This is a genomic window from Helicobacter bilis, assembly GCF_900198365.1.
Lineage (GTDB): Bacteria > Campylobacterota > Campylobacteria > Campylobacterales > Helicobacteraceae > Helicobacter_A > Helicobacter_A bilis_B.
Window position 1 is genome coordinate 1 of sequence record NZ_FZMS01000033.1, and the last position, 20,004, is coordinate 20,004.

A 20,004-nucleotide genomic window follows, 5' to 3' on the forward strand; every position below is an offset into this window, starting at 1 on the left:
TAAAGAAAATGGGAATCTAAAAGAAGAAATACCATATAAAAATGGTAAAACACATGGCGATGTAAAATACCACACAGAAAATGGAAAACTACTAGCCTTAGTTAAAGCCGAGAATAAGTTTATAAGTGGCAAATGCTTTGATGATAAAGTCTTAACAGACAAAGAAATAGGCGAGATTAATATTAACGACATTGAAAAAGCAATTATCTATTTAAAAGAAATATGCTATAAATAATGTATAATTTTAGCCTTGTATGTATCAAATAGAATCTAAGCTATAAAAGGAAAAATATGGTATCAGTGGTGATTTTAGCAGCTGGGTTTGGCACACGAATGAAGTCAAATACACCAAAGGTTTTGCATAAGCTATGCGGTAAAAGCATGATTGAATATGTGATTGATACCGCATTAGAGATAAGCTCTGATGTGCATGTCGTGCTATACAATCAAAAAGAGAGAATACAAGCGTTTTTACAGGAAAAATACGCATGGCATATCGCTGATAAGATTACTTTTCACACGCAGTTGCATGATAAGTATCCGGGCACTGGCGGGGCTTTGATGAAAGAAAATAAGCAATTAATCGATATAAAAGGTGAAAAGGTGCTAATCCTTAGCGGTGATACGCCTCTAATCTCAAGCAGTGATTTAGAAATGCTAGTAAATGGGGCTGGTTCTATAAATCTTTGTGCGTTTGAAACAAAAAATCCTTATGGCTATGGCAGGATTATCAAAAAAGACAAGGATTTAAAACAAGCATTTGCCATAAAGGGCATTATCGAAGAGAAAGATTGCAGTTTAGACCAAAAAGAGATTAATATCGTAAATGCTGGGATTTACTGCTTTACTAAAGAGATTTTACAAGAGTATGTATCAAAGCTAGATTCTAATAACGCACAAAATGAATACTATCTCACGCAGGTTATAGAACTCGCAAATAAAGATTCTAAAGACATTTTTACCTTTATATGTTGTGAAAAAAATATGCTTGGGATAAATACAAAACTTCACCTTTCACAAGCAGAGCAGATACTTTTAACAAGGCTAAGAGAAAAGGCAATGGAAAAAGGTGTTATCATGCAGATACCAGAGAGCATTTATATAGAATCTAGTGTGTGCTTTGAAGGGGAATGTGTGCTTGAAAATGGCGTAAGGATAACAGGTAAAAGCTATATCAAAGATAGCCATATAAAAGCTCATAGCGTAGTGGAAGAAAGCGAGATTATAGAAAGTGATATAGGACCGCACGCACACATACGACCAAACTCACATATAAAAGATTCTCATATTGGCAACTTTGTTGAATGTAAAAATGCGAGTTTAGATGGAGTGAAAGCGGGGCATTTAAGCTATCTTGGCGATTGCGTGATAGGAGATGGGAGCAATATTGGGGCAGGTGTGATTACCTGCAATTATGATGGCAAGAAAAAGCATAAAACACATATTGGCAAAAATGTCTTTGTAGGTAGTGATTGCCAACTTGTCGCACCGGTAAATATCGCCGATAATGTGCTGATTGGTGCAGGTAGCACGATAACTAGGGATATAGAAGAGGGCAGCCTCTCTCTATCTAGGGCTAAACAGGTAAATTATGCGAATGGATTCTATAGATTTTTCAAGCCAGAAGATGAGTAAGGATACTCGTGCAAACACAAGATAGCATTAATGAAAAGCAACTGCAAATCACCTACTATAAAAACATGGAGTTTTTTAAATCTCTCAATCCAAAACTCTTTAATGCCCTAAGCAAAGCCCCCACACTCTATAACTTGCATATTGATTCTTATGGATATAATGTAATCCATATCCCGACACAAACCATGCAATATCCACTCATAGAAAATAATGCTGCTAGTAAAGACGCTCCCACACATAAAACAAGTATGCAAGACACACATAAAGAACTTGCTAAAAACCCTATGAAAAATCCACAATGGGAACTCTTTAGCAATCACACATTAACTCCAAACGCACATTTTATAAATGAAGAGAAGCTAACTATCACAGGTAAGCTTTGCAATGATTTATTAAGAGAGAGTGTAAAAATGGGAGTGGAATCTAAATCTTGTCATATTGAGCGTAGCAAAACATCTCAAAGTTTAGAATCTACGCCACTTGAATCTAATGCGAATTTTCAGCTGCATTGTAATGAAAAGCAAGATTCTATATTAGAATCTGAAATTTGTCATATTGAGCGAAGCGAAATATCCAGCAAGACATTAAAACAGAATCTAGATTCTATAAAAATGCACCCTAAACCCTGCACCCACCCAGATTTGGTGGAGAATCTAGAATCTAAAACAACCACTTGTCATACTAAGCCTTTAGACGAAGTATCTAATATAGAATCCAATAAAGATATTTCATGCTTACACACTCGCACGAGTGAAGATTTTACCCATACTTGCAAAAATAACAATACGCAGAATCTAAATCTCACAAAAGATTCTAAAAACACACAACAAGATTCAATACAAACACAAAGCAATCTCACACTCTATGAAAATCTAATAGAATCTTTTTGTGATTCTAAATTCCTGCCACAAACAAATATATATGGGCTTATGGGCGGCATGTTTTTACAAGAATTGCTAGAGAAAGACTATCAATTCTATTCCTTAATGATTTATGAAGAACACATTGATTTATTCCGCATTTCACTCTATTTTATCGATTATGACAAGCTTTTTAAACATGTTGGGAAGCAGTCTTGCTTTATCATTATAAAGGATATATCATTTGAACTTGTGAGTGCGTTTTTACACGCAAAAAAGCTAACAAATAATTTTTTGAGTTTAAGTTTAACGCATTATACAACTGATAATGTAGCCTTGCTGAAAGACTTTATCTATAAAGAGAAAAAGGCTATTATGCGTGGTTGGGGGAGCTTTGAAGATGAGCTGATCGGCTTAAAAAATGCGTGTTTAAATCTAGCAGATTCTAAGCTTTTAAGCATGCGTCCAAAGCGAGTGAATGCCCCAATTTGTGTTATAGGCAATGGGGCTAGTCTTGATTTATGTATTGATTTTTTGAAGGCTTATAAAGATTCTATGATTTTGCTTAGTTGTGGGACAGCATTAAAGGTTTTGCGACATCATGGCATAACGCCTGATTTTCAAATAGAGATTGAGAGAGTACCTTATCTAGCAGAAGTTTTACAGGAAGCAAACTTAGGGGATATTCCACTCATATTCGCACAAACCACAGACACAAAAGCATGTGAATTAGCTAGTGAGAAATATGGATTTTTACGCGGTGGTAGCAGTAGTGCGTATTTAGATTCTACATATATTCCGCTAGAGTTTAGTGCGCCTTTTGTTGGGAATGCTGGGGTTAGTATCGCAAGTTTGCTTGGGAGCGATGTGATATTGTGCGGTATAGATTGTGGTTATATACAAGGGTATAGCAAGCATGCTAAACATAGTTTTTATGGCAAGGAAGACACAGGGATTCCAAAAGATTGCTTTCAAGTGGAGAGTAATAAAAACTTGCGTGTATTTAGCAATGACCTATTCTATTTAAGTGCGAAAAATATCGAACAAGCAATAAAGCTATATAAGCCAAACAGCGTTATTAATCTTGGTTATGGTATGCGTTTTCAGCACACAATATCCCTCAATGAAGATGATTTTACACTAAAGCCTATTGATAAAGAGAGAGAAATCGCACATTTTAAAGAGAATTTTACCCCCTATAAACTCACACTAAATACAAAAGAAATGCTAGATTCACTCACCGCCTTTAGCAACGCTTTGCAAGAGATTCTTACGCAAGATACACACACAATACAAGATATTTTTAATCTCACACAAGATATTTTTAACCTACTTCAAAAAAGCATTGATGATAAAGCTATGCGTAAAAGCATCATTTTACTTGAGGGCAGTATCATGCACTTAAGCTACACACATTTACTCGCACAACTTTTTGCAGGAACTACAACGAGTTTAGAATCTAAAATACTAGATTCTGGAAAATTGGGGCATATCTCATCGAATACTCATTCTTTTGATTCCAATGCGATAGATTGTAATCTAGCCAATCTTAATTTATCAGCCCTTAAGAGTTTAGATTCTAATCAATCAGACCCTAAACGCTACACAGAAAACACGCATTTAATAAAGTTAAAAACACTTTATTCACAAGGACTTTTTTCGTTGATAAGTAGTGGCAAAAAAGCAATGGAATCCACAAGCTAAACAAACATATAATGCTTTGAGATTAATACTCTAAGTATTTCATATTACAGGGAATTGCATTAACTCAAACTGCAAAATGCGGACAACTTTATGTAAAATTTGGAGTAACCTAGGGGATAACATGGTAATAATGCAGATAGAATTTCTATATAACATCACACATAACTTTTTTGTCTATTCATATCAGTTGCAAGGTATGGATTATCATCTTGCATTTTGTAGATTAACTCTTGTATGCTTTTTTTATTGTCATCTGCATTATCATATTGCATAATCCATTCTAGCTCTTTTTGTGTAATGCCCACGAGTTGTAGAAACTGGAGTTTGCCATGCTCTGTTGTAACGCCTTGTATCTCTGTATCATGCGTTACAATCATAGCTGTAATTAAGGATTTATCATCACGGCTAAGGGACTTGCCATCACCTGCGATAAACTGCAAATTCTCTAAATAGCTTTCTTGCGTGTTTGTAAAAAACGCAAGATTTGCAAGTGTATTTAGCACCCATAGGCACTCTTCAGGCTTATTTGCTACAAGCTTAAAAGTCATCTCATAGCCCCAGCCACTCCATTCACCACCAAAAGATTCTTCATTTGCGTATAACTCACTCATACCATAGGTAACAATATGCTGATATTCATTCATAGAAGTATAAATGCTGTAACCATCAAGGTATTGATCGCCACCAAGATTCGCACGGGAGGCAAGATTTGTAGCATAATGACGCGGTTTTTGGTCGCCATAAATTGTGCTAAAACAAGATTCAATAGCTTCCCAACCGGGTGAATAATCTGGATTTTTTTCTATTTTCTGTTTATATTCTTCTAAAGTCATGGCAAGTCCCCTAAACTCAAAGTGATTTATAACTACAATCATATAATATTTAAGCTGAAATTTTGTTGATTTTTATTCACTCATGTATTTTTCATACACTAGATTCCATGCGTTTTGAATAGTATAGAAACAAATATCTTTTTAAAAGGTTTAGTAGTATATATTTATATAACTTTATATCAATTAACTAAAGTTTTATTATATAAATACTATAAAATTTTAAAAAAAATTAGCACTTGTTTATAAATATTGCTAAATTTATGCTATGATTTCAGCACATTTTATATAAGGAGTTTCTTATGAGTATTTTTGATAAATTGACAAACCAAATGAGAGAGATATTAAACAATGCGGCTCAATTTGCCATTACGCATAAAAATAATGAAACACAGCCCATTCACACATTGCTTGCAATGCTTGCAGATTCTAATATGCTTTTATATCAAGCATTGCAAAAAAATAATGAAAATATTAATGCCTTAATACAGAATCTCACACTTGAGATTGATAAATTGCCTAAAGTTAGCAATGCAAATACGCAAAATATGTCGCTTAGTAAATCATTGCAAGAAGCCTTGCAAAATGCCCTAAGCTTTGCTACAACACAGGGTGATAGCTTTATCGGTGTGGATAGCTTTGTGAGGGCAAATCTTGATTCACATTTCAAAGATTTGCTAAAAAATATTGATAAATTAGAATTAATCAATACGCTAAAAAATATGCGAAAAGGTATGAAAATAGATTCTCAAAGTAGTGATGACACTCTTGAAACGCTAGATAAATATGGCATAAATCTTAGCAAACTTGCCGCACAAAATAAGCTAAATCCAGTTATTGGCAGGAATGAAGAGATTGAGCGAATGATGCAAATCTTAATTAGAAAAACAAAAAATAATCCTATCTTGCTAGGAGAACCGGGCGTTGGTAAAACCGCAGTTGTAGAAGGACTAGCCATTAAAATAGCAAAAAAAGAAGTGCCACTATCCTTGCAAAATAAGCAGGTTATAGCCCTTGATATGACTGCATTAATGGCGGGGGCAAAGTATCGTGGCGATTTTGAAGAGAGATTAAAAGCGGTTGTTGATGAAGTAAAAAATAATGATGAGATTATATTATTCATAGATGAGATTCACACTATTGTTGGGGCAGGTGCGAGTGAGGGGGGCATGGATGCAGCAAATATTTTAAAACCAGCATTAGCAAGAGGAGAGCTAAGAACAATCGGGGCTACAACACTGAAAGAATATAGAAAATATTTTGAAAAAGATGCAGCCCTTGCAAGGAGATTCCAACCTATAAATATCAATGAGCCAAGTCAAAATGAAGCCTTGCAGATTATGCGTGGTATTAAGGAAAGCTTAGAAGCACACCATAATGTAAGCATTACTGATGGGGCATTAGTGGAGAGTGTGAAGCTATCAAGTCGCTATATCACAAATCGCTATTTACCTGATAAAGCCATTGATTTAATCGATGAGGCAGCAGCAGAACTCAAAATGCAGATAGAATCTGAACCAAAAGCCATTGCAAAAGCAAAAAGAGATATTGAAGCATTAGAAGTTGAAAAGGTTGCCCTAAACCTTGACAAAAACGAACAGCACAATACGCGTTTGCAAGAGATAGAAAAAGAACTCATAGATTCTAAGGAAAAACTAAGCGGATTGCAAAGTGCCTTTGAAAATGAAAAGGCGATATTTAGCGATATTGCAAAAGTGAAAAATGATATAGAATCTTTGCGTAGAGAAAGCGAGATAGCACGCCGCAGTGGCGACTATGAAAAGGCAGGAGAGATTGAACACGGCAAGATTCCAAACGCACAAGCTGAATTAAAGAATCTTGAAGCAAAATGGCAGGATTTACAAAAGAGTGGCTCACTCTTAAAACATGCTGTAACAAAAGAGAGTATCGCAGAGATTGTATCGCGTTGGACTCAGATTCCAGTAGGTAAAATGTTAGAATCTGAAAAGCATAGAATCTTGCATATTGAAGAGAATTTAAAAGCAAGTGTGATAGGGCAAGACAGGGCTATTGAAAGCATTGCCCGTGCGATTAAACGCAATAAAGCAGGGCTTAATGATGCAAATCGTCCTATTGCAAGTTTCTTGTTTTTAGGGTCAAGTGGTGTTGGTAAAACGCAGAGTGCAAAGGCATTAGCAAAATTTTTATTTGATAGCGAAAAAGAGCTTGTGCGACTTGATATGAGTGAATATATGCAAGAGATTGATGCGACAAAATTGACTGGAGCAGCCCCGGGTTATGTAGGCTATGAAGAGGGCGGAATCTTGACTGAAGCCATTAAAAGAAAGCCTTATAGTGTCGTGCTTTTTGATGAGGTGGAAAAGGCGCATCCAAAAGTCTTTAATGTGCTTTTACAAGTGCTAGATGATGGAAGATTGACTGATAATAAGGGTGTTGTTGTGGATTTTAAAAACACAATTATTATCCTAACGAGTAATATAGGCAGTGAATTTATTCGCGAAGATTCTAAAGAAGTGGCAATGAAAAGAGATGATATTGCGGCTTTACAAAAAGCAATAAAAGAGGGCAATATAGAATCTAGAGAGAAATTAGAGAGAGAAAAAGAGATTCTAAACAGCTTAGTAGAAGCACAAAGGGCTTCTCAAATGGAGAAAATCGAGCAAGAGTTAAAGAAATTTTTTAGACCAGAATTTCTCAATCGACTTGATGATAAGATTATTTTCAATGCTTTAAGTAAAGATGATATTAGAAATATTATTGATATTTTAACACAGCAGGTAGCCCTAAAACTTAAGGATAGAAATATCACGCTTATCTTAACAGATTCTATGAAAGATTATCTAGCAGATTCTGGCTTTGATCCCGTATTTGGAGCAAGACCGCTAAAAAGGGCAGTGCAAAGAGAGATTGAAGACAGACTTGCAGATTTAATCCTTAATGAAAAGTTAAGCGAACAAAGCAAGGTGATATTTGATATTGTGGAGAATAGCGTAAAAACACAGGTGGTATCAATGTAGTGTAAAAAATCTTTGGTATGCCCTACTCTTTGGGGTGAGCTTACTTCGGTCCTTCTTGCATTCTATGTTGAATCTTAAAAATGTCATGTGTGATTGGAGCGAAATATCTAAGATTTCAGAAGCTACAAATGTAAAATTTTAGCGAAAATTCACTAAGACTCTTGTAAAAAAAAGGGGGGGGCTTTATGTCTTATTTTACATTACATTTAAGCTTAGGTAGATCACTTATAAGAAACGAAAGAGTGTGTTTGATACCCTTTTCTGATGATTCTATATAGGATTTACCGATGGTACTTATAGAATCAATACATTCATTGTGTGTATAATATACTTCTAGATTGTATTTGCCTTGTTGCTTATGTTGCTTTTTTATGTAATAAAGGATGATAGGTAATCTTAAAAAGCCTACAAAATGTTTTGTATTAAGCAATAAGGCTTCCCCAATTTTATACGCATAAGAAAGCCTTGCAATATAGTCTTTCATATTCATTGCTAAAGCATCGACATTTGAATGCGTTTTCAGTGTGTGATCTATTCTTTGGATAAAAAAGTCTCGATACAATCTGTAATCAATAGGTCGCAAACCTTCATGTATTCCACTACTGCAAGCAAGATTATCATCGGAATCATAGTTGGCAAACCATATAAGATCTGGCTCTGGCACATACTCTAAAAATGGCATTCTTCCAAAGATATTGTGTCCGACAAAGCATAGCTTACCCCCCCCCCCCCTTTTANNGCATAGCTTACCCCCCCCCCATTTATTAGCCGATTTTCTTTTTGCATAATTTCATAATAAGAATCTATAAAATAGGAAATATCTAGCTTCGTTGTAAATAAAATATCATATCGTGTATAAAGCATATAATCATATTCTATATTATTTTGCTTCGCATATTCTCGCCTTATTTCATTTGCTCTTTTATAACTCAGCATTAAACCATGTTCTTCCTGCAAAGTTTCGATTGCATATTGTGTCGGCTTATATGTATTTACTACATCATCTTTATCATCTTGGCTTAATGGTTTGCCACTTAATGTTGCATTGTCTTTATGCCATGAAGTTTGCGCGACTGGCTCAAACATGTCCCATGTGTGCATAAAAATATCAATATCCCATTTTTCTTTATTTGTCTCAACAATATTTTTCAAAAAAGATTCCGCAGTATCCTTATATGTTCTAGTGTGTCCTATTAGATGAATGGCTAATTTTTTCATTACAAATCCTTCTCTAAAATTAATACTTCCATCAGATCTATGTGTAAATCCGCTCAATCACTCTCTTGCTTACTCTCATTTTGTGTTTGCAATTCCGGTTCTTTTTTACCTGTGTTTCTAATCCTATTGTGCGCGTAATCTACAATTCTTTGTGCGATTTTTTGTAAAGGTAGAATCTCTCGCACAGCACCGATTTCAATAGCTTTTTTAGGCATACCAAATACAACACAGCTTGCTTCATCTTGTGCGATAGTGTATGCACCATTATCAAACAATTCTTTCATACCTATCATGCCATCATCGCCCATTCCAGTAAGGATAATAGCAAGGGCGTTTTTACCTGAGGCATTATTCGCACTTCTAAATAATACATCAACACTTGGTCTATGCCTACTGACCCTATTTGCTTTAAGCGGTGAGGCATAATATTTCCCTCCCTCACAACTTACCACAACATGTGCATCACCATTTGCGACATAGGCACAATCACTTTGCAACTGCGTCTTTGCATTAACTTCAAATATATCGATTTGACTATGTGCGTTTAGTCTTGCTACTAGCGATGCCGAAAAAAGCTTTGGGATATGCTGCACTACAACAATGGGTGGTAATCCCTTTGGTAATTCTGCAAAAATCTTATTCAGTGCCTCTGTCCCACCTGTTGAGCTGCCGATAACAATGAGTTTATCTCTTGATAATACACAAGGATTTTTAGGCAATACTGAATCTGGGTGATATTTCTGCTCTATCTGTCTTGATAAAACATTGTTATTACTTTTTTTGTCATCTTTTTTTAACGCCATGCCACTCTCTCCCCTACAATATGCCTATCGTTGATTCTGAATTTTTTACAAACATTTTATTACCAAGTCGTTCAAAATATGGACTAAGGCTTAATATATCTTCTGAATGCCCTAAATACAATGTGCCGCCTACTTTTAACACATTATGCAATTTTGTGAGTATGCTTTCTTGATCTTTGGGTTTAAAGTATATAAGCACATTTCGACAAAAAACCATGTCAAATTCACCTGCACTAAATGGGTAAGTCTTATTAAAAAGATTTAATTGTTGAAATGTAATCATACTTTTGAGACTACTTTTGGCACGCAGTGATACCACATCTTTTGATACTGCTTTCACAATGTCAAAATATTTATCAAGCTCTACCCAGTCTGGAATCTTATTTAATCTAGAATCAAGGATATATTCACCCTTTCTTGCAAGCTCAAGCATGCTTGTATCAATATCTGTTGCAATAATCTTAATCGAAGAGGTTGAATTATAAAGTGTTTTTGCATAAAGACAAGTGGCAGCTATGGAGTATGGCTCTTCACCGCTTGAGCTTGCAGAGCAAAATATTTTTACCGCACTATTACTGCGTAAAAGTGGTATTAAAGTGCGATTTAACATGTCATTGAAATGATAAGATTCTCGAAATAAATCTGTTTTATTTGTAGTAAAGTTATTGATGAATACCTGCCTTACTTGTGCGTTTGTCTTCACAAGATATAAAAGATCATCAAGGCTTTTAATGTTGGCACAAACAGCTTCTTTTTGTAATGAATTGATTCTATTTTGTATCATCGTTTGACGCGTATCAGTAAGGTAAATACCACAAACATCATACAAAGTGTCTTGTATCTGCCGCAGTATTTTAGAATCTATCTTCCAAGTATTCTCTTTCAAAAATGCCCCTTAATAAAATCTCAAAAATATATACATAAATCTTATTTTTTGCAAATGTTTTTACTATAATGTTAGCATATTTTTTTGAAATAGGGACGAAAACATGCGACTTGGTGTAAATATTGATCACATTGCGTATTTGCGTGAAACTAGAAAGATAAACGATCCTGACCCACTTGAAGCAATCTTTATTGCAAAAAGGGCTGGGGCAGACCAAATCACAATTCACTTGCGAGAAGATAGGCGACATATACATGATAGCGATTTATACCGCATTGCAGAATCTAGCTTTTTGCCGCTTAATGTGGAGTGTTGCAGTGAAACAGAAATGCTACATTTAGTAAGCAAGGTAAAGCCACACAGAGTAACACTTGTGCCAGAAAAAAGAGATGAGGTAACAACTGAAGGTGGATTAAGGCTATCTCAAACACTCTTAGAATCTCTAAAGATTCTAAGAGACAATGAAATACAAATCGCCCTTTTTATCGACCCAAATATTGAGAGTATAGAAAAGAGCGCGGAATTTGCAGAGACACTAAAAGTGCCTATCGCAGTGGAGCTACACACAGGAAAGTATGCAAATGTCTCCCTTATGCTTAACTCTAATTTATCTCGCACACATAACTCTATACAAGATTTAAATCTAGATAGAAAGGCATTGCAAACTATGCTAACACAAGAAATACAGAATCTAAAAGAGATAACACAACACGCTTTGCATGCAAACCTAAAGGTATATGCTGGACATGGGCTAAACTATGCAAATGTGAGAGATATTGTAAATATACAGGGCATAGAAGAGCTAAATATCGGGCAAAGCATTATAGCGCGTTCAATCTTTGTGGGATTAGAACAAGCAATAAAGGATATGAGAGAGTTAGTTGGGTAGTTTTGTTGTTTGTTGGCATGAGAGCCTTATATCACAGATTTTTTCCATATAGAATCCAGTGGGTTTGTGTAGATTCTATGTGAGATTTTCCTATGATTGGGCTTTGGTGTGCTATATCCTTGTTAGATTAATAGCCCTTAATCTGTGATTTATGGATATAGCCATGTATTGCATCTTTGCCATGTCGAATGCCCGGTGGGAAGTAGAATACTTCATACCAGCCATTTACATCATTACACAATACATAAGTCCCATCAGGATCTTCATCTTCGTAACAACTAGCACCAATAAGAATGCCTTTTAGGGCTTTAGGCTTTTGCATATCAGCTTTTAGCATTTGCCCTGCGATTGTGCCTTTTGGAGCTTGGCGGATATTTACATAATCATCTTTTGAAGCATAGCCAAACTCTTTTGTAACCGCCCCTTTCATTGGATATGCTGAATATGATTTCTTAGGCGGTGTAAGTGCAAAAACACTTTTCATTGTTGAGCCGTTTTGACTCATATGTGCTTTTACTCTTACTGCTTGTTCTCCATAGATTTTTCCACCAAAAGTTTTAGCTACTACATCGTTAGAAACCTTAATCCCTTCATTTTTACTGGGTTTCATGGCAAGACATGCGGACATAGCTTTTTCACTCACACATTGAAACACTTGTTTTCTATCAAAAAACACATTTTTAAGATTTGAATCTGGGTAGAAATATGTGCTATTCGGGCTTGATACAAGCACACCTGTTGCTACTACTTCACCTGTGGTTTCAATATATTGTTCGCTGTCGCCATTAAATATCGTTTTTAATTTGAGTGTATTCTTCTCCATAACACCATCATTACGCAAAAGACTCTTAAACTCTGGGTTAATAGGACCAACATCAGCTACTGCCACACCGCACATAAGTGCTAAACTTAAACACATTTTTTTAAACATAAATGCCCCTTTTAAAAACAAAATGAGATTTGATTGTAGCGTTTTTTTGAAATCAAGCTTTTTATAAGAAGATTCTATAATTTTCATAGTTTTTAGTCCATAAAAAGCAAAAATGTAAATCTTTATCTCTAAAAACTCTAAATCGCTAGATATTTCCAAGTGCAATTAGGCAGTATCTCTTCTATCTTATGCTTTAATCTCTCATCAATAGACATGCTACTTTCAAAAATAAAGGTTTTACCACTCACGCTATCTTGAAAGCCGATACCAAATCTTGTATCACCTTGAGATGAACGCATAATATTTGCTATGGCACTCACTTGTTCTTCTGTGATAACGCTTTGCATTAGCGCACATAGGCATGAGCTTCTTATATCCATATCTGCTACTAGGTTAAGCGGCTCAATGCCATTTGCTTCATCAAGGATAGAATCTCCATATACTGCATTATTATGTAGTTTAGAATCCACAGATTGCTTTGTAAAAGTTTTAGAATCTTGTGTATTCGTATGTGATTTTGCATTATCTTTTTTCACACGCAATTTTATCTCTTTACATGATTGTAATGTATGGATTTCATGCACTCTTATTTCTATTTTATAGCTTACCTCAGCACTGCCATCTTCGCTCTCTGTTACCATTCTCTCTTTTTCAAGTTTGCCTACTATGCCAATAGGATTGCTTAAGTCAAAGCTATCAAGCAGGTTTAGTTGATCTTCAAATAAAGTTAAAGGTTGCTTACCGCTAAAGTCCATAAGCTTTGCTGTGCCATAGGTGCGGTTATTTTTACTCATTTTTCGCTGTAAGTCTTCTAGCTTTCCTATAAGCATAACCCTTGAGCCATCAGCGATATTCTCTAATTCTGCGATTTTTACAACATTTTTTATTTGATCTATCTCGTTTCTAAAATCATCGAGTGGATGTCCGCTTAGATAGATTCCCAAACTTTCATATTCATATTCAAGTAGGCTTTTATTATGTAGTTCTGGCAAAGGCTTTATCTGCAATTCAGGACACAACTCTTCTGCACCAAATAGCCCACCACCACTGCGTTCCTTTGACATTCTCCTGCCTAAATCGCAAATATAGTCAAGATTCTCAAGCATACTTGCACGCGTATAGCCAAGATTATCAAGGCTACCACTTTTTACTAAGGGTTCAAGCACTTTTTTAGAGATTCTCTTAAAATTTGCTTTTGTGATAAAGTCTTCGAGATTCTTAAAAGCACCTTTTTGTTTTCTATCATCGATAATGCCTTGTAAAGCCCCTTCTCCTGCACCTTTAATCGCATTCAACCCAAAGACGATTTTCTTTTTACCATTAGAATCTATTATTACAGAAAAGTTAGTTTGCGAGGTATTAACATGCGGGGGTAAAATCTCAATACCCATAGCCCTTGCTTCATCTATGTATGTAGCTACTGCTTCTATTTTATGACTTTCACTTGATAGCATTGCTGCCATAAACTCATGCTCATAATAGGTCTTTAAATAGGCAGTTTGAAAGGTTAAGATTCCATAAGCGGCTGAATGCGATTTATTGAATCCGTATTCTGCAAACTTTGCTATCTGGTCGAAAAGCTCTTCTGCTTTTGTCCTATCAAAGCCATTTTTCTCTGCACCATCGGCAAACTTTGTGCGATTTTCTGCCATGATTCGTGCGTCTTTTTTACCCATTGCCCTTCTTACAAGGTCCGCTTCACCGAGTGAGAATCCGCCTATGACTTGCACGATTTGCATAACTTGTTCTTGATAGACAATCACACCATAAGTATTTTTTAGGATTGGCTCTAACTCTTTGAAAGTATAGCTCACAGGACTTCTGCCATGCTTTCTATCAATATATTCATCACTCATACCGCTATCCATAGGACCGGGTCTAAAGAGTGCTAAAAGGGCAATAGCATCATCAATGCCACTTGGTTGCAATCTGCGGTTAAATTCCTGCATACCGCTAGATTCTAGCTGGAATATCCCAAGTGTGTTCCCACTACGCAATGTCCTATATACCTTTTCATCATTCACATCAAGTGTTGAGAGATTAATATCAATATTATTTGTATCTTTTATAATATCAAGTGCATCTTGAATAACCGTGAGTGTCTTTAAGCCTAAGAAGTCAAACTTGATTAAATCCACTGGTTCTAAATATTTCATAGAATATTGCGTTACCATAACCCCTTTTGTCCGCTCACTCACATATAAGGGGACTTTATGCCATAACTCTTTTTCAGAATCTACCACAAGGGCTGCGGCGTGTTTGCCTGTGTTTCTATTTAGCTTTTCAAGCCTTAAAGCCATCTCCCATACTTTTCTTGCAAGTCCTCTATTTTTCTCATCTCTATCGTTATCGCCTTCTGTGATAAGCTCTTGTATCTTTGGCTCTAGCTCGTATGCCCCTTCTATAAAATTCCCGTTTTTATTATAGCCTTTGAGTGTAATGCCAAGCTTTGAGGGGATAAGCTTTGCAAATCTATCCGCATTTGGTATAGACATGCCATAGATTCTAGCAACATCTCGTATCACACCTCTTGCTAGCATTTTACCAAAAGTGATTACCTGTGCGACATTATATTCACCATATTTTGCTTTCATGTATTCAAACATTTCTGGGCGTCTTCTTTGGCAAAAGTCAGTATCAATATCTGGCATTGATATACGCTCTGGATTCAAAAATCTCTCAAAAAGCAAATTATACTTAATAGGATCAACATCAGTAATTTCTAAACAATAGGCTACAAGGCTACCTGCCGCACTTCCTCTGCCCGGTCCTACTGGAATCTTATTTTGCTTTGCATAATTGATAAAATCCCATACAATAAGCATATAGCCGGGGAATTTCATCTGTGTGATAATATCTATTTCTTCTTGTAAGCGTTTGTGATATATTTCATGCTTGTCTTTTTCTACTTGCTCTAATCTTTTTGCTAAGCCTTGCCTGCATTTATAGGCAAAATATTCTGCTTCATCTTGTATTGTAAGCCCTTCATTTTCTGCATACTCTTTTGCAAACTTAAAGCTTGGTGGGGTGGGTGGATTCTTATCATCTTTTAAGTCGATAATAAGGTCGCATTTATCTGCTATCTCTTGTGTGTTAAATACTGCTTCTGGTATATCCATGAATAAATCAAGCATTTGCTTTGGACTTTTGATATAAAACTCTTGAACGGTGTGTCGCAATCTCTTTGGGTCATTAATATCAGTTGCCATAGCTATCATCATGGCTGCTTCTTGCGTACTAGAATCTTCTTTATTTGTATAATGTGCGTCATTTGTAGCAATGAGCTTTGCCCCTGTCTCAAGGCTTAATCGCAATAAGTCATTATCAATAAAGCGTTGGTCTGCTATGCCATGTCGCATAATCTCAATATAGAAATCATCTCCAAAAATATCTTGATATTCATGTATGGCTTCTTTTGCCCCATCATAGCCTTTTGCCCCCATGATGATTTTTTTATCCCTTTTTTTGCTATCCATGTATGGACTTAAGTTTAGATTCCATGAAATCTCGCCATTAAGACATGCAGAAGAGCAGATAATGCCTTTAGAATACTCTCTTAGAATCTTTTTATTAATCCTTGAAGTGCGATAGAATCCTTGTATAAAACTCTGGCTTGATAGATACATGAGATTCTTATAGCCCTCTTCATTTTTTGCATAAAGACAGATATGAAATTTTGGTGTATTTGGGGATTTATCGCCTAAATCTTCTTTATTGTGGATATAGGCTTCAATGCCAATAATGGGCTTAATCCCTGCTTTTTTCATAATCTTATAAAACTCAATAGCCCCAAACATATTGCCATGATCTGTCATTGCGACACTATTCATGCCAAGCTCTTTTATGCGTTTTGCTAAGACATCAAGCTTATTTGCCCCATCAAGTAGTGAATATTCTGTATGTAAATGCAAGTGTGTAAATGGTATATTTTCTGTATTATTCATATTTTTCCTTTTTATAAACCATGATTGCAATGTTACACTACATAAGATTAAAAAGCTATGAATCTATAAATTTTGCATGACACTACTTTAAAGATTTTATATGTCATATTCGCTTACACCAAGCATTTTTTCATTAACATGCTATAATGTTGCGTAATTTTTTGGATTAAGATTCTCTATGCTGTATGGACAGATTCTTGGGATTCACATGTATTTTATCGAATCTCAAATCTAGGGCACTATAATATCAAGGAACAAAAAGGAGAGATAATGCGGCAATCTATATCCACAACTAGCAATACGGCTTTACCTATTGATACACTCGTTGATACTCTTACTGATAAACTTGATATACAAACTGATACTGCAAAGCAAGTAGCCACACCTTGTAGTATCACACAAAAACTACTCAATAATGAAGACATTCATCATTTATTGCCACATGCAAGCATAGCGGAGTTAAAAAGCATAGCAGAGTTAATACGACATAGAATCTTAGAAGTGGTGAGTAAAAATGGTGGGCATTTAAGCTCTACGCTTGGGGCGGTTGAATTGATTGTAGGAATGCACTCGGTGTTTGATTGCTCTTTGCACCCATTTATTTATGATGTGAGTCATCAAGCCTATGCACACAAACTGCTTACAGGACGATACAAGGCGTTTGAGAGTTTGCGTCAAATTGATGGCATAAGTGGTTTTATCGCACCTTATGAAAGCAGTCTTGACTACTTTATAGCAGGGCATAGCTCTACTTCACTCTCCCTTGCAGTAGGTGCAGCTAAGGCAAAAAAGCTAAGAAATGATCCGCATAAGCCCATTGTAATGATAGGCGATGGCTCTATGAGTGCGGGGCTAGTCTATGAAGCGTTGAATGAATTAGGGGATTTAAAACTGCCTGTAATCATTATCTTAAATGATAATGAAATGAGTATTGCAAAGCCTATTGGTGCGATTTCTAAGATTCTATCAAAAACGATTGCAAGTCCGCTGTATCAATCCATGAAAGAAAAAGTGAAAAAAATCGTGGATAAAATGCCAAATGGCACGACTTTTATCGCAAAGCGATTTGAAGAGAGTTTTAAGCTTATTACGCCCGGATTGTTATTTGAAGAGTTTGGGATTGATTATATAGGACCAATTGATGGCAATAATATAGAAGAAGTCGTTACTACGCTAAAAAATGTCGCCTACTTAAATCGTCCTGTGCTGCTACATTGCCAAACTATAAAGGGCAAGGGCTATCAAATCGCTGAAGGTAAATATGAAAAATGGCATGGTGTTGCCCCATTTGATTTAAACACAGGACAAGCGATTGCAAAAAGTGCGATCAAAAGTCCAACTTCTGTCTTTAGCGATACGCTTTTAAGTATGGCACAACAAAATGAAAAAATCATAGGCGTAACCGCAGCTATGCCAAGTGGCACAGGGCTAGATAAACTCATGGATATAATGCCAGAGAGATTCTTTGATGTAGCAATCGCAGAACAACACGCAGTAACATCCATGTCAGCTATGGCAAAGGAGGGCTTTAAGCCTTATATTGCTATCTATTCTACTTTTTTACAACGAGCATTTGATCAGATTGTGCATGATACTTGCATTATGAATCTTCCTGTTATATTTTGCATTGATAGGGCTGGTATTGTCGGCGAAGATGGTGAAACGCATCAAGGCTTACTAGATATTGCCTATCTACAAAGCATACCAAATATAACTCTCATCGCCCCAAGGGACAATAACACGCTTTCTTTACAGCTTGAATACTCACAATATGCAACCTCACCACTTGCTATCCGCTATCCTAGAGGGCAGTTTATGATGGAAAAATGCTATATGCGTTTAGATTCTATTGTAAGGGATTATGATACAAAAGCAAGGCAAAATATAGAATCTAATAATTGTCATGTTGAGCGAAGCGAAATATCTCAAAGTTTAGATTCTAATAAACACACAGCAGAATCTGCAAAAAGCACTAAAGAGACAACACAAACAGATTCTAAAACAACCGCTTGTCATACTGAGCCTTTAGGCGAAGTATCTAACACGGAATCTAAAAAAGATTCAAATAAAGATTTTTCGCTTTTGTCAAAAACTCAAAATGACAAGAATTTAGAATCTCAACCATTTGGGCGGGTGCAAGGCATTGGGGTGCAAGATAATGAGAATTTAGAATCTTGTAGAATAGTCCTACAGAATCTTCACAACGCACAAAATTATAATACACACCTAAAAGCACACAAAGCACAAATGCTATATGATAGCTTAGTGCATACAAAAGATTCTATACAACATAACACAGAATCTAGCAGGAAAAAGATTCTACTCGTAGGTTATGGCAATGGTGTGGGTCGTATGCTTGATGTATGGCTTAGCTTACTAACAGAGCATAATATTTATGCTTCACTGCTTGATATAATTAGCTTAAAGCCGCTTGATACTGATATGCTTGCTATGTGTTTGAGAGACTATACGCATATTTTTGTTATGAGTGATAGTTATAAGCTAAATGGTGTTGGTGCATGTATCATGCAGTTTGCATTTAGTGAGTTAGAGCGTGGCAATCTAGCACAGATTCCAAAGATTATAAGCTTTGAAATAGAAGATATTTTTGTCAAACATGGAAACACACAAAAGATTGAAAAACAACTTAATATAGACACAGAAAGTTTGGTGTCTAAAATTTTAAAATCAACCCACTTTTAATTAAAAATAATATACTACGAGATTTAAAGATTATTCGAATCTAAGTATTTATTACATTAGAATCTCACTGAAATTCTAATGTAATTATTTTTTTAGACTCTATGCTGGATATTTTTGCGACAAAATCCAATAAACTAGAATTAAAAGATTAAATCAATATTCTTTATGTTATAGTGTGAAACCCAATCAAAATAAAAAATTATACACGATTTAATAATACTCCTTTTGTTTTTATTATAATAGAACCTTTATTCTAAAATTCATTAATTTTCATAAAAAGGATAGCAATGTCAAAAGATTTAATTATAAAAGTAGAATATGGTGGATTGGGCGATCACTTATTTTTCAGTCATATACCTCGTATTGCAAAGTTAGGCAATACAAATGGGGGGGGGGGGGGAAAAATATAAAGGTTGTCTTTTAAACACTTCCCGGGCCCCAGGAAACCTCTTTAAATCCCGTATCCCGTTTTTTCTTTAAAAAAAAAAAAACAACTCCACAAAAAAAATAAAACAAAATTTCAAAAATATTCAATTGAAGGGGAATAAAAATAAAAAAAAAAAACCGCCCACGATTATGGGGGGGGGGGGGGGTGAATACCC

At 35.6% G+C, this 20,004-nt stretch carries 13 protein-coding genes and 2 pseudogenes; 8 read left to right on the plus strand and 7 right to left on the minus strand.

Annotated features, from left to right (window positions below; translation table 11 throughout):
* The 3 genes and pseudogenes from C6H08_RS05180 to C6H08_RS05190 form a co-directional block, all read left to right on the plus strand.
* Positions 1-235, plus strand: a pseudogene (locus tag C6H08_RS05180) (toxin-antitoxin system YwqK family antitoxin); the annotation flags it as partial.
* A 56-nt stretch (positions 236-291) separates the two neighbouring features.
* The gene (gene glmU / locus C6H08_RS05185) at positions 292-1,635 is read left to right on the plus strand and encodes a bifunctional UDP-N-acetylglucosamine diphosphorylase/glucosamine-1-phosphate N-acetyltransferase GlmU (protein ID WP_034563433.1); all 1,344 of its coding nucleotides are present in this window, start codon (positions 292-294) and stop codon (positions 1,633-1,635) included.
* 8 nt (positions 1,636-1,643) lie between these two features.
* Positions 1,644-4,199, plus strand: coding sequence for a motility associated factor glycosyltransferase family protein (locus C6H08_RS05190; protein ID WP_080745665.1), 2,556 nt, complete (start codon positions 1,644-1,646; stop codon positions 4,197-4,199).
* A gap of 155 nt (positions 4,200-4,354) precedes the next feature.
* On the opposite strand, the gene C6H08_RS05195 is transcribed toward C6H08_RS05190, so the two are convergent.
* Positions 4,355-5,032 carry a suppressor of fused domain protein gene (locus C6H08_RS05195; protein WP_034563435.1) on the minus strand — a complete coding sequence of 226 codons (678 nt, stop codon included), beginning with the start codon at positions 5,030-5,032 and terminating at the stop codon, positions 4,355-4,357.
* Positions 5,033-5,331: 299 nt separating this feature from the next.
* Here C6H08_RS05195 and C6H08_RS05200 point away from each other — a divergent pair, with 299 nt between their 5' ends.
* Positions 5,332-8,028 carry an ATP-dependent Clp protease ATP-binding subunit gene (locus C6H08_RS05200; RefSeq protein WP_034563437.1) on the plus strand — a complete coding sequence of 899 codons (2,697 nt, stop codon included), beginning with the start codon at positions 5,332-5,334 and terminating at the stop codon, positions 8,026-8,028.
* 190 nt (positions 8,029-8,218) lie between these two features.
* Here C6H08_RS05200 and C6H08_RS05205 read toward each other — a convergent pair whose 3' ends face one another.
* The 3 genes from C6H08_RS05205 to C6H08_RS05220 all read right to left on the minus strand — a co-directional run bounded on the left by C6H08_RS05205 (position 8,219) and on the right by C6H08_RS05220 (position 10,935).
* Positions 8,219-8,710 carry a hypothetical protein gene (locus C6H08_RS05205; RefSeq protein ID WP_034563439.1) on the minus strand — a complete coding sequence of 164 codons (492 nt, stop codon included), beginning with the start codon at positions 8,708-8,710 and terminating at the stop codon, positions 8,219-8,221.
* A gap of 589 nt (positions 8,711-9,299) precedes the next feature.
* Positions 9,300-10,049 (minus strand): CheB methylesterase domain-containing protein, encoded by a 750-nt coding sequence (locus tag C6H08_RS05215; RefSeq protein ID WP_080732165.1) that lies wholly within the window; start codon positions 10,047-10,049, stop codon positions 9,300-9,302.
* 13 nt (positions 10,050-10,062) lie between these two features.
* Positions 10,063-10,935, minus strand: coding sequence for a CheR family methyltransferase (locus C6H08_RS05220; RefSeq protein ID WP_034579745.1), 873 nt, complete (start codon positions 10,933-10,935; stop codon positions 10,063-10,065).
* Between the two features lie 103 nt (positions 10,936-11,038).
* Here C6H08_RS05220 and C6H08_RS05225 point away from each other — a divergent pair, with 103 nt between their 5' ends.
* Complete coding sequence (locus tag C6H08_RS05225) at positions 11,039-11,824, plus strand: pyridoxine 5'-phosphate synthase (RefSeq protein ID WP_034579742.1); 786 nt, start codon at positions 11,039-11,041, stop codon at positions 11,822-11,824.
* A 127-nt stretch (positions 11,825-11,951) separates the two neighbouring features.
* Here C6H08_RS05225 and C6H08_RS05230 read toward each other — a convergent pair whose 3' ends face one another.
* Together C6H08_RS05230 and dnaE are read right to left on the minus strand one after the other, a co-directional pair.
* The gene (locus C6H08_RS05230; RefSeq protein ID WP_138154553.1) at positions 11,952-12,755 is read right to left on the minus strand and encodes a hypothetical protein; all 804 of its coding nucleotides are present in this window, start codon (positions 12,753-12,755) and stop codon (positions 11,952-11,954) included.
* Between the two features lie 137 nt (positions 12,756-12,892).
* The gene (gene dnaE / locus C6H08_RS05235) at positions 12,893-16,699 is read right to left on the minus strand and encodes a DNA polymerase III subunit alpha (RefSeq protein WP_034563447.1); all 3,807 of its coding nucleotides are present in this window, start codon (positions 16,697-16,699) and stop codon (positions 12,893-12,895) included.
* Positions 16,700-17,092: 393 nt separating this feature from the next.
* On the opposite strand from dnaE, the pseudogene dxs reads away from it, so the two are divergent.
* The 3 genes and pseudogenes from dxs to C6H08_RS12285 all read left to right on the plus strand — a co-directional run.
* Positions 17,093-18,595, plus strand: a pseudogene (dxs, locus tag C6H08_RS11910) (1-deoxy-D-xylulose-5-phosphate synthase); the annotation flags it as partial.
* 351 nt (positions 18,596-18,946) lie between these two features.
* Entirely contained in the window at positions 18,947-19,402 is a 456-nt protein-coding gene (locus C6H08_RS11915) for a transketolase C-terminal domain-containing protein (RefSeq protein WP_267892883.1), read from the plus strand.
* A gap of 287 nt (positions 19,403-19,689) precedes the next feature.
* Positions 19,690-19,812 (plus strand): hypothetical protein, encoded by a 123-nt coding sequence (locus C6H08_RS12285; protein WP_267892882.1) that lies wholly within the window; start codon positions 19,690-19,692, stop codon positions 19,810-19,812.
* A gap of 10 nt (positions 19,813-19,822) precedes the next feature.
* Here C6H08_RS12285 and C6H08_RS11920 read toward each other — a convergent pair.
* The coding region (locus C6H08_RS11920) for a hypothetical protein (RefSeq protein WP_233708494.1) at positions 19,823-20,004 on the minus strand (182 nt) is incomplete at its 5' end.

Excerpts from the sequence above, each read along its gene's own strand:
- glmU (WP_034563433.1), top strand. The coding sequence starts at position 292 with ATGGTATCAGTGGTGATTTTAGCAGCTGGGTTTGGCACACGAATGAAG.
- C6H08_RS11915 (WP_267892883.1), top strand. The coding sequence starts at position 18,947 with ATGCTATATGATAGCTTAGTGCATACAAAAGATTCTATACAACATAAC.
- C6H08_RS05215 (WP_080732165.1), bottom strand. The coding sequence starts at position 10,049 with ATGGCGTTAAAAAAAGATGACAAAAAAAGTAATAACAATGTTTTATCA.
- dnaE (WP_034563447.1), bottom strand. The coding sequence starts at position 16,699 with ATGAATAATACAGAAAATATACCATTTACACACTTGCATTTACATACA.
- C6H08_RS05195 (WP_034563435.1), bottom strand. The coding sequence starts at position 5,032 with ATGACTTTAGAAGAATATAAACAGAAAATAGAAAAAAATCCAGATTAT.
- C6H08_RS05205 (WP_034563439.1), bottom strand. The coding sequence starts at position 8,710 with ATGCCATTTTTAGAGTATGTGCCAGAGCCAGATCTTATATGGTTTGCC.
- C6H08_RS05200 (WP_034563437.1), top strand. The coding sequence starts at position 5,332 with ATGAGTATTTTTGATAAATTGACAAACCAAATGAGAGAGATATTAAAC.
- C6H08_RS05225 (WP_034579742.1), top strand. The coding sequence starts at position 11,039 with ATGCGACTTGGTGTAAATATTGATCACATTGCGTATTTGCGTGAAACT.
- C6H08_RS05230 (WP_138154553.1), bottom strand. The coding sequence starts at position 12,755 with ATGTTTAAAAAAATGTGTTTAAGTTTAGCACTTATGTGCGGTGTGGCA.
- C6H08_RS12285 (WP_267892882.1), top strand. The coding sequence starts at position 19,690 with ATGTCAAAAGATTTAATTATAAAAGTAGAATATGGTGGATTGGGCGAT.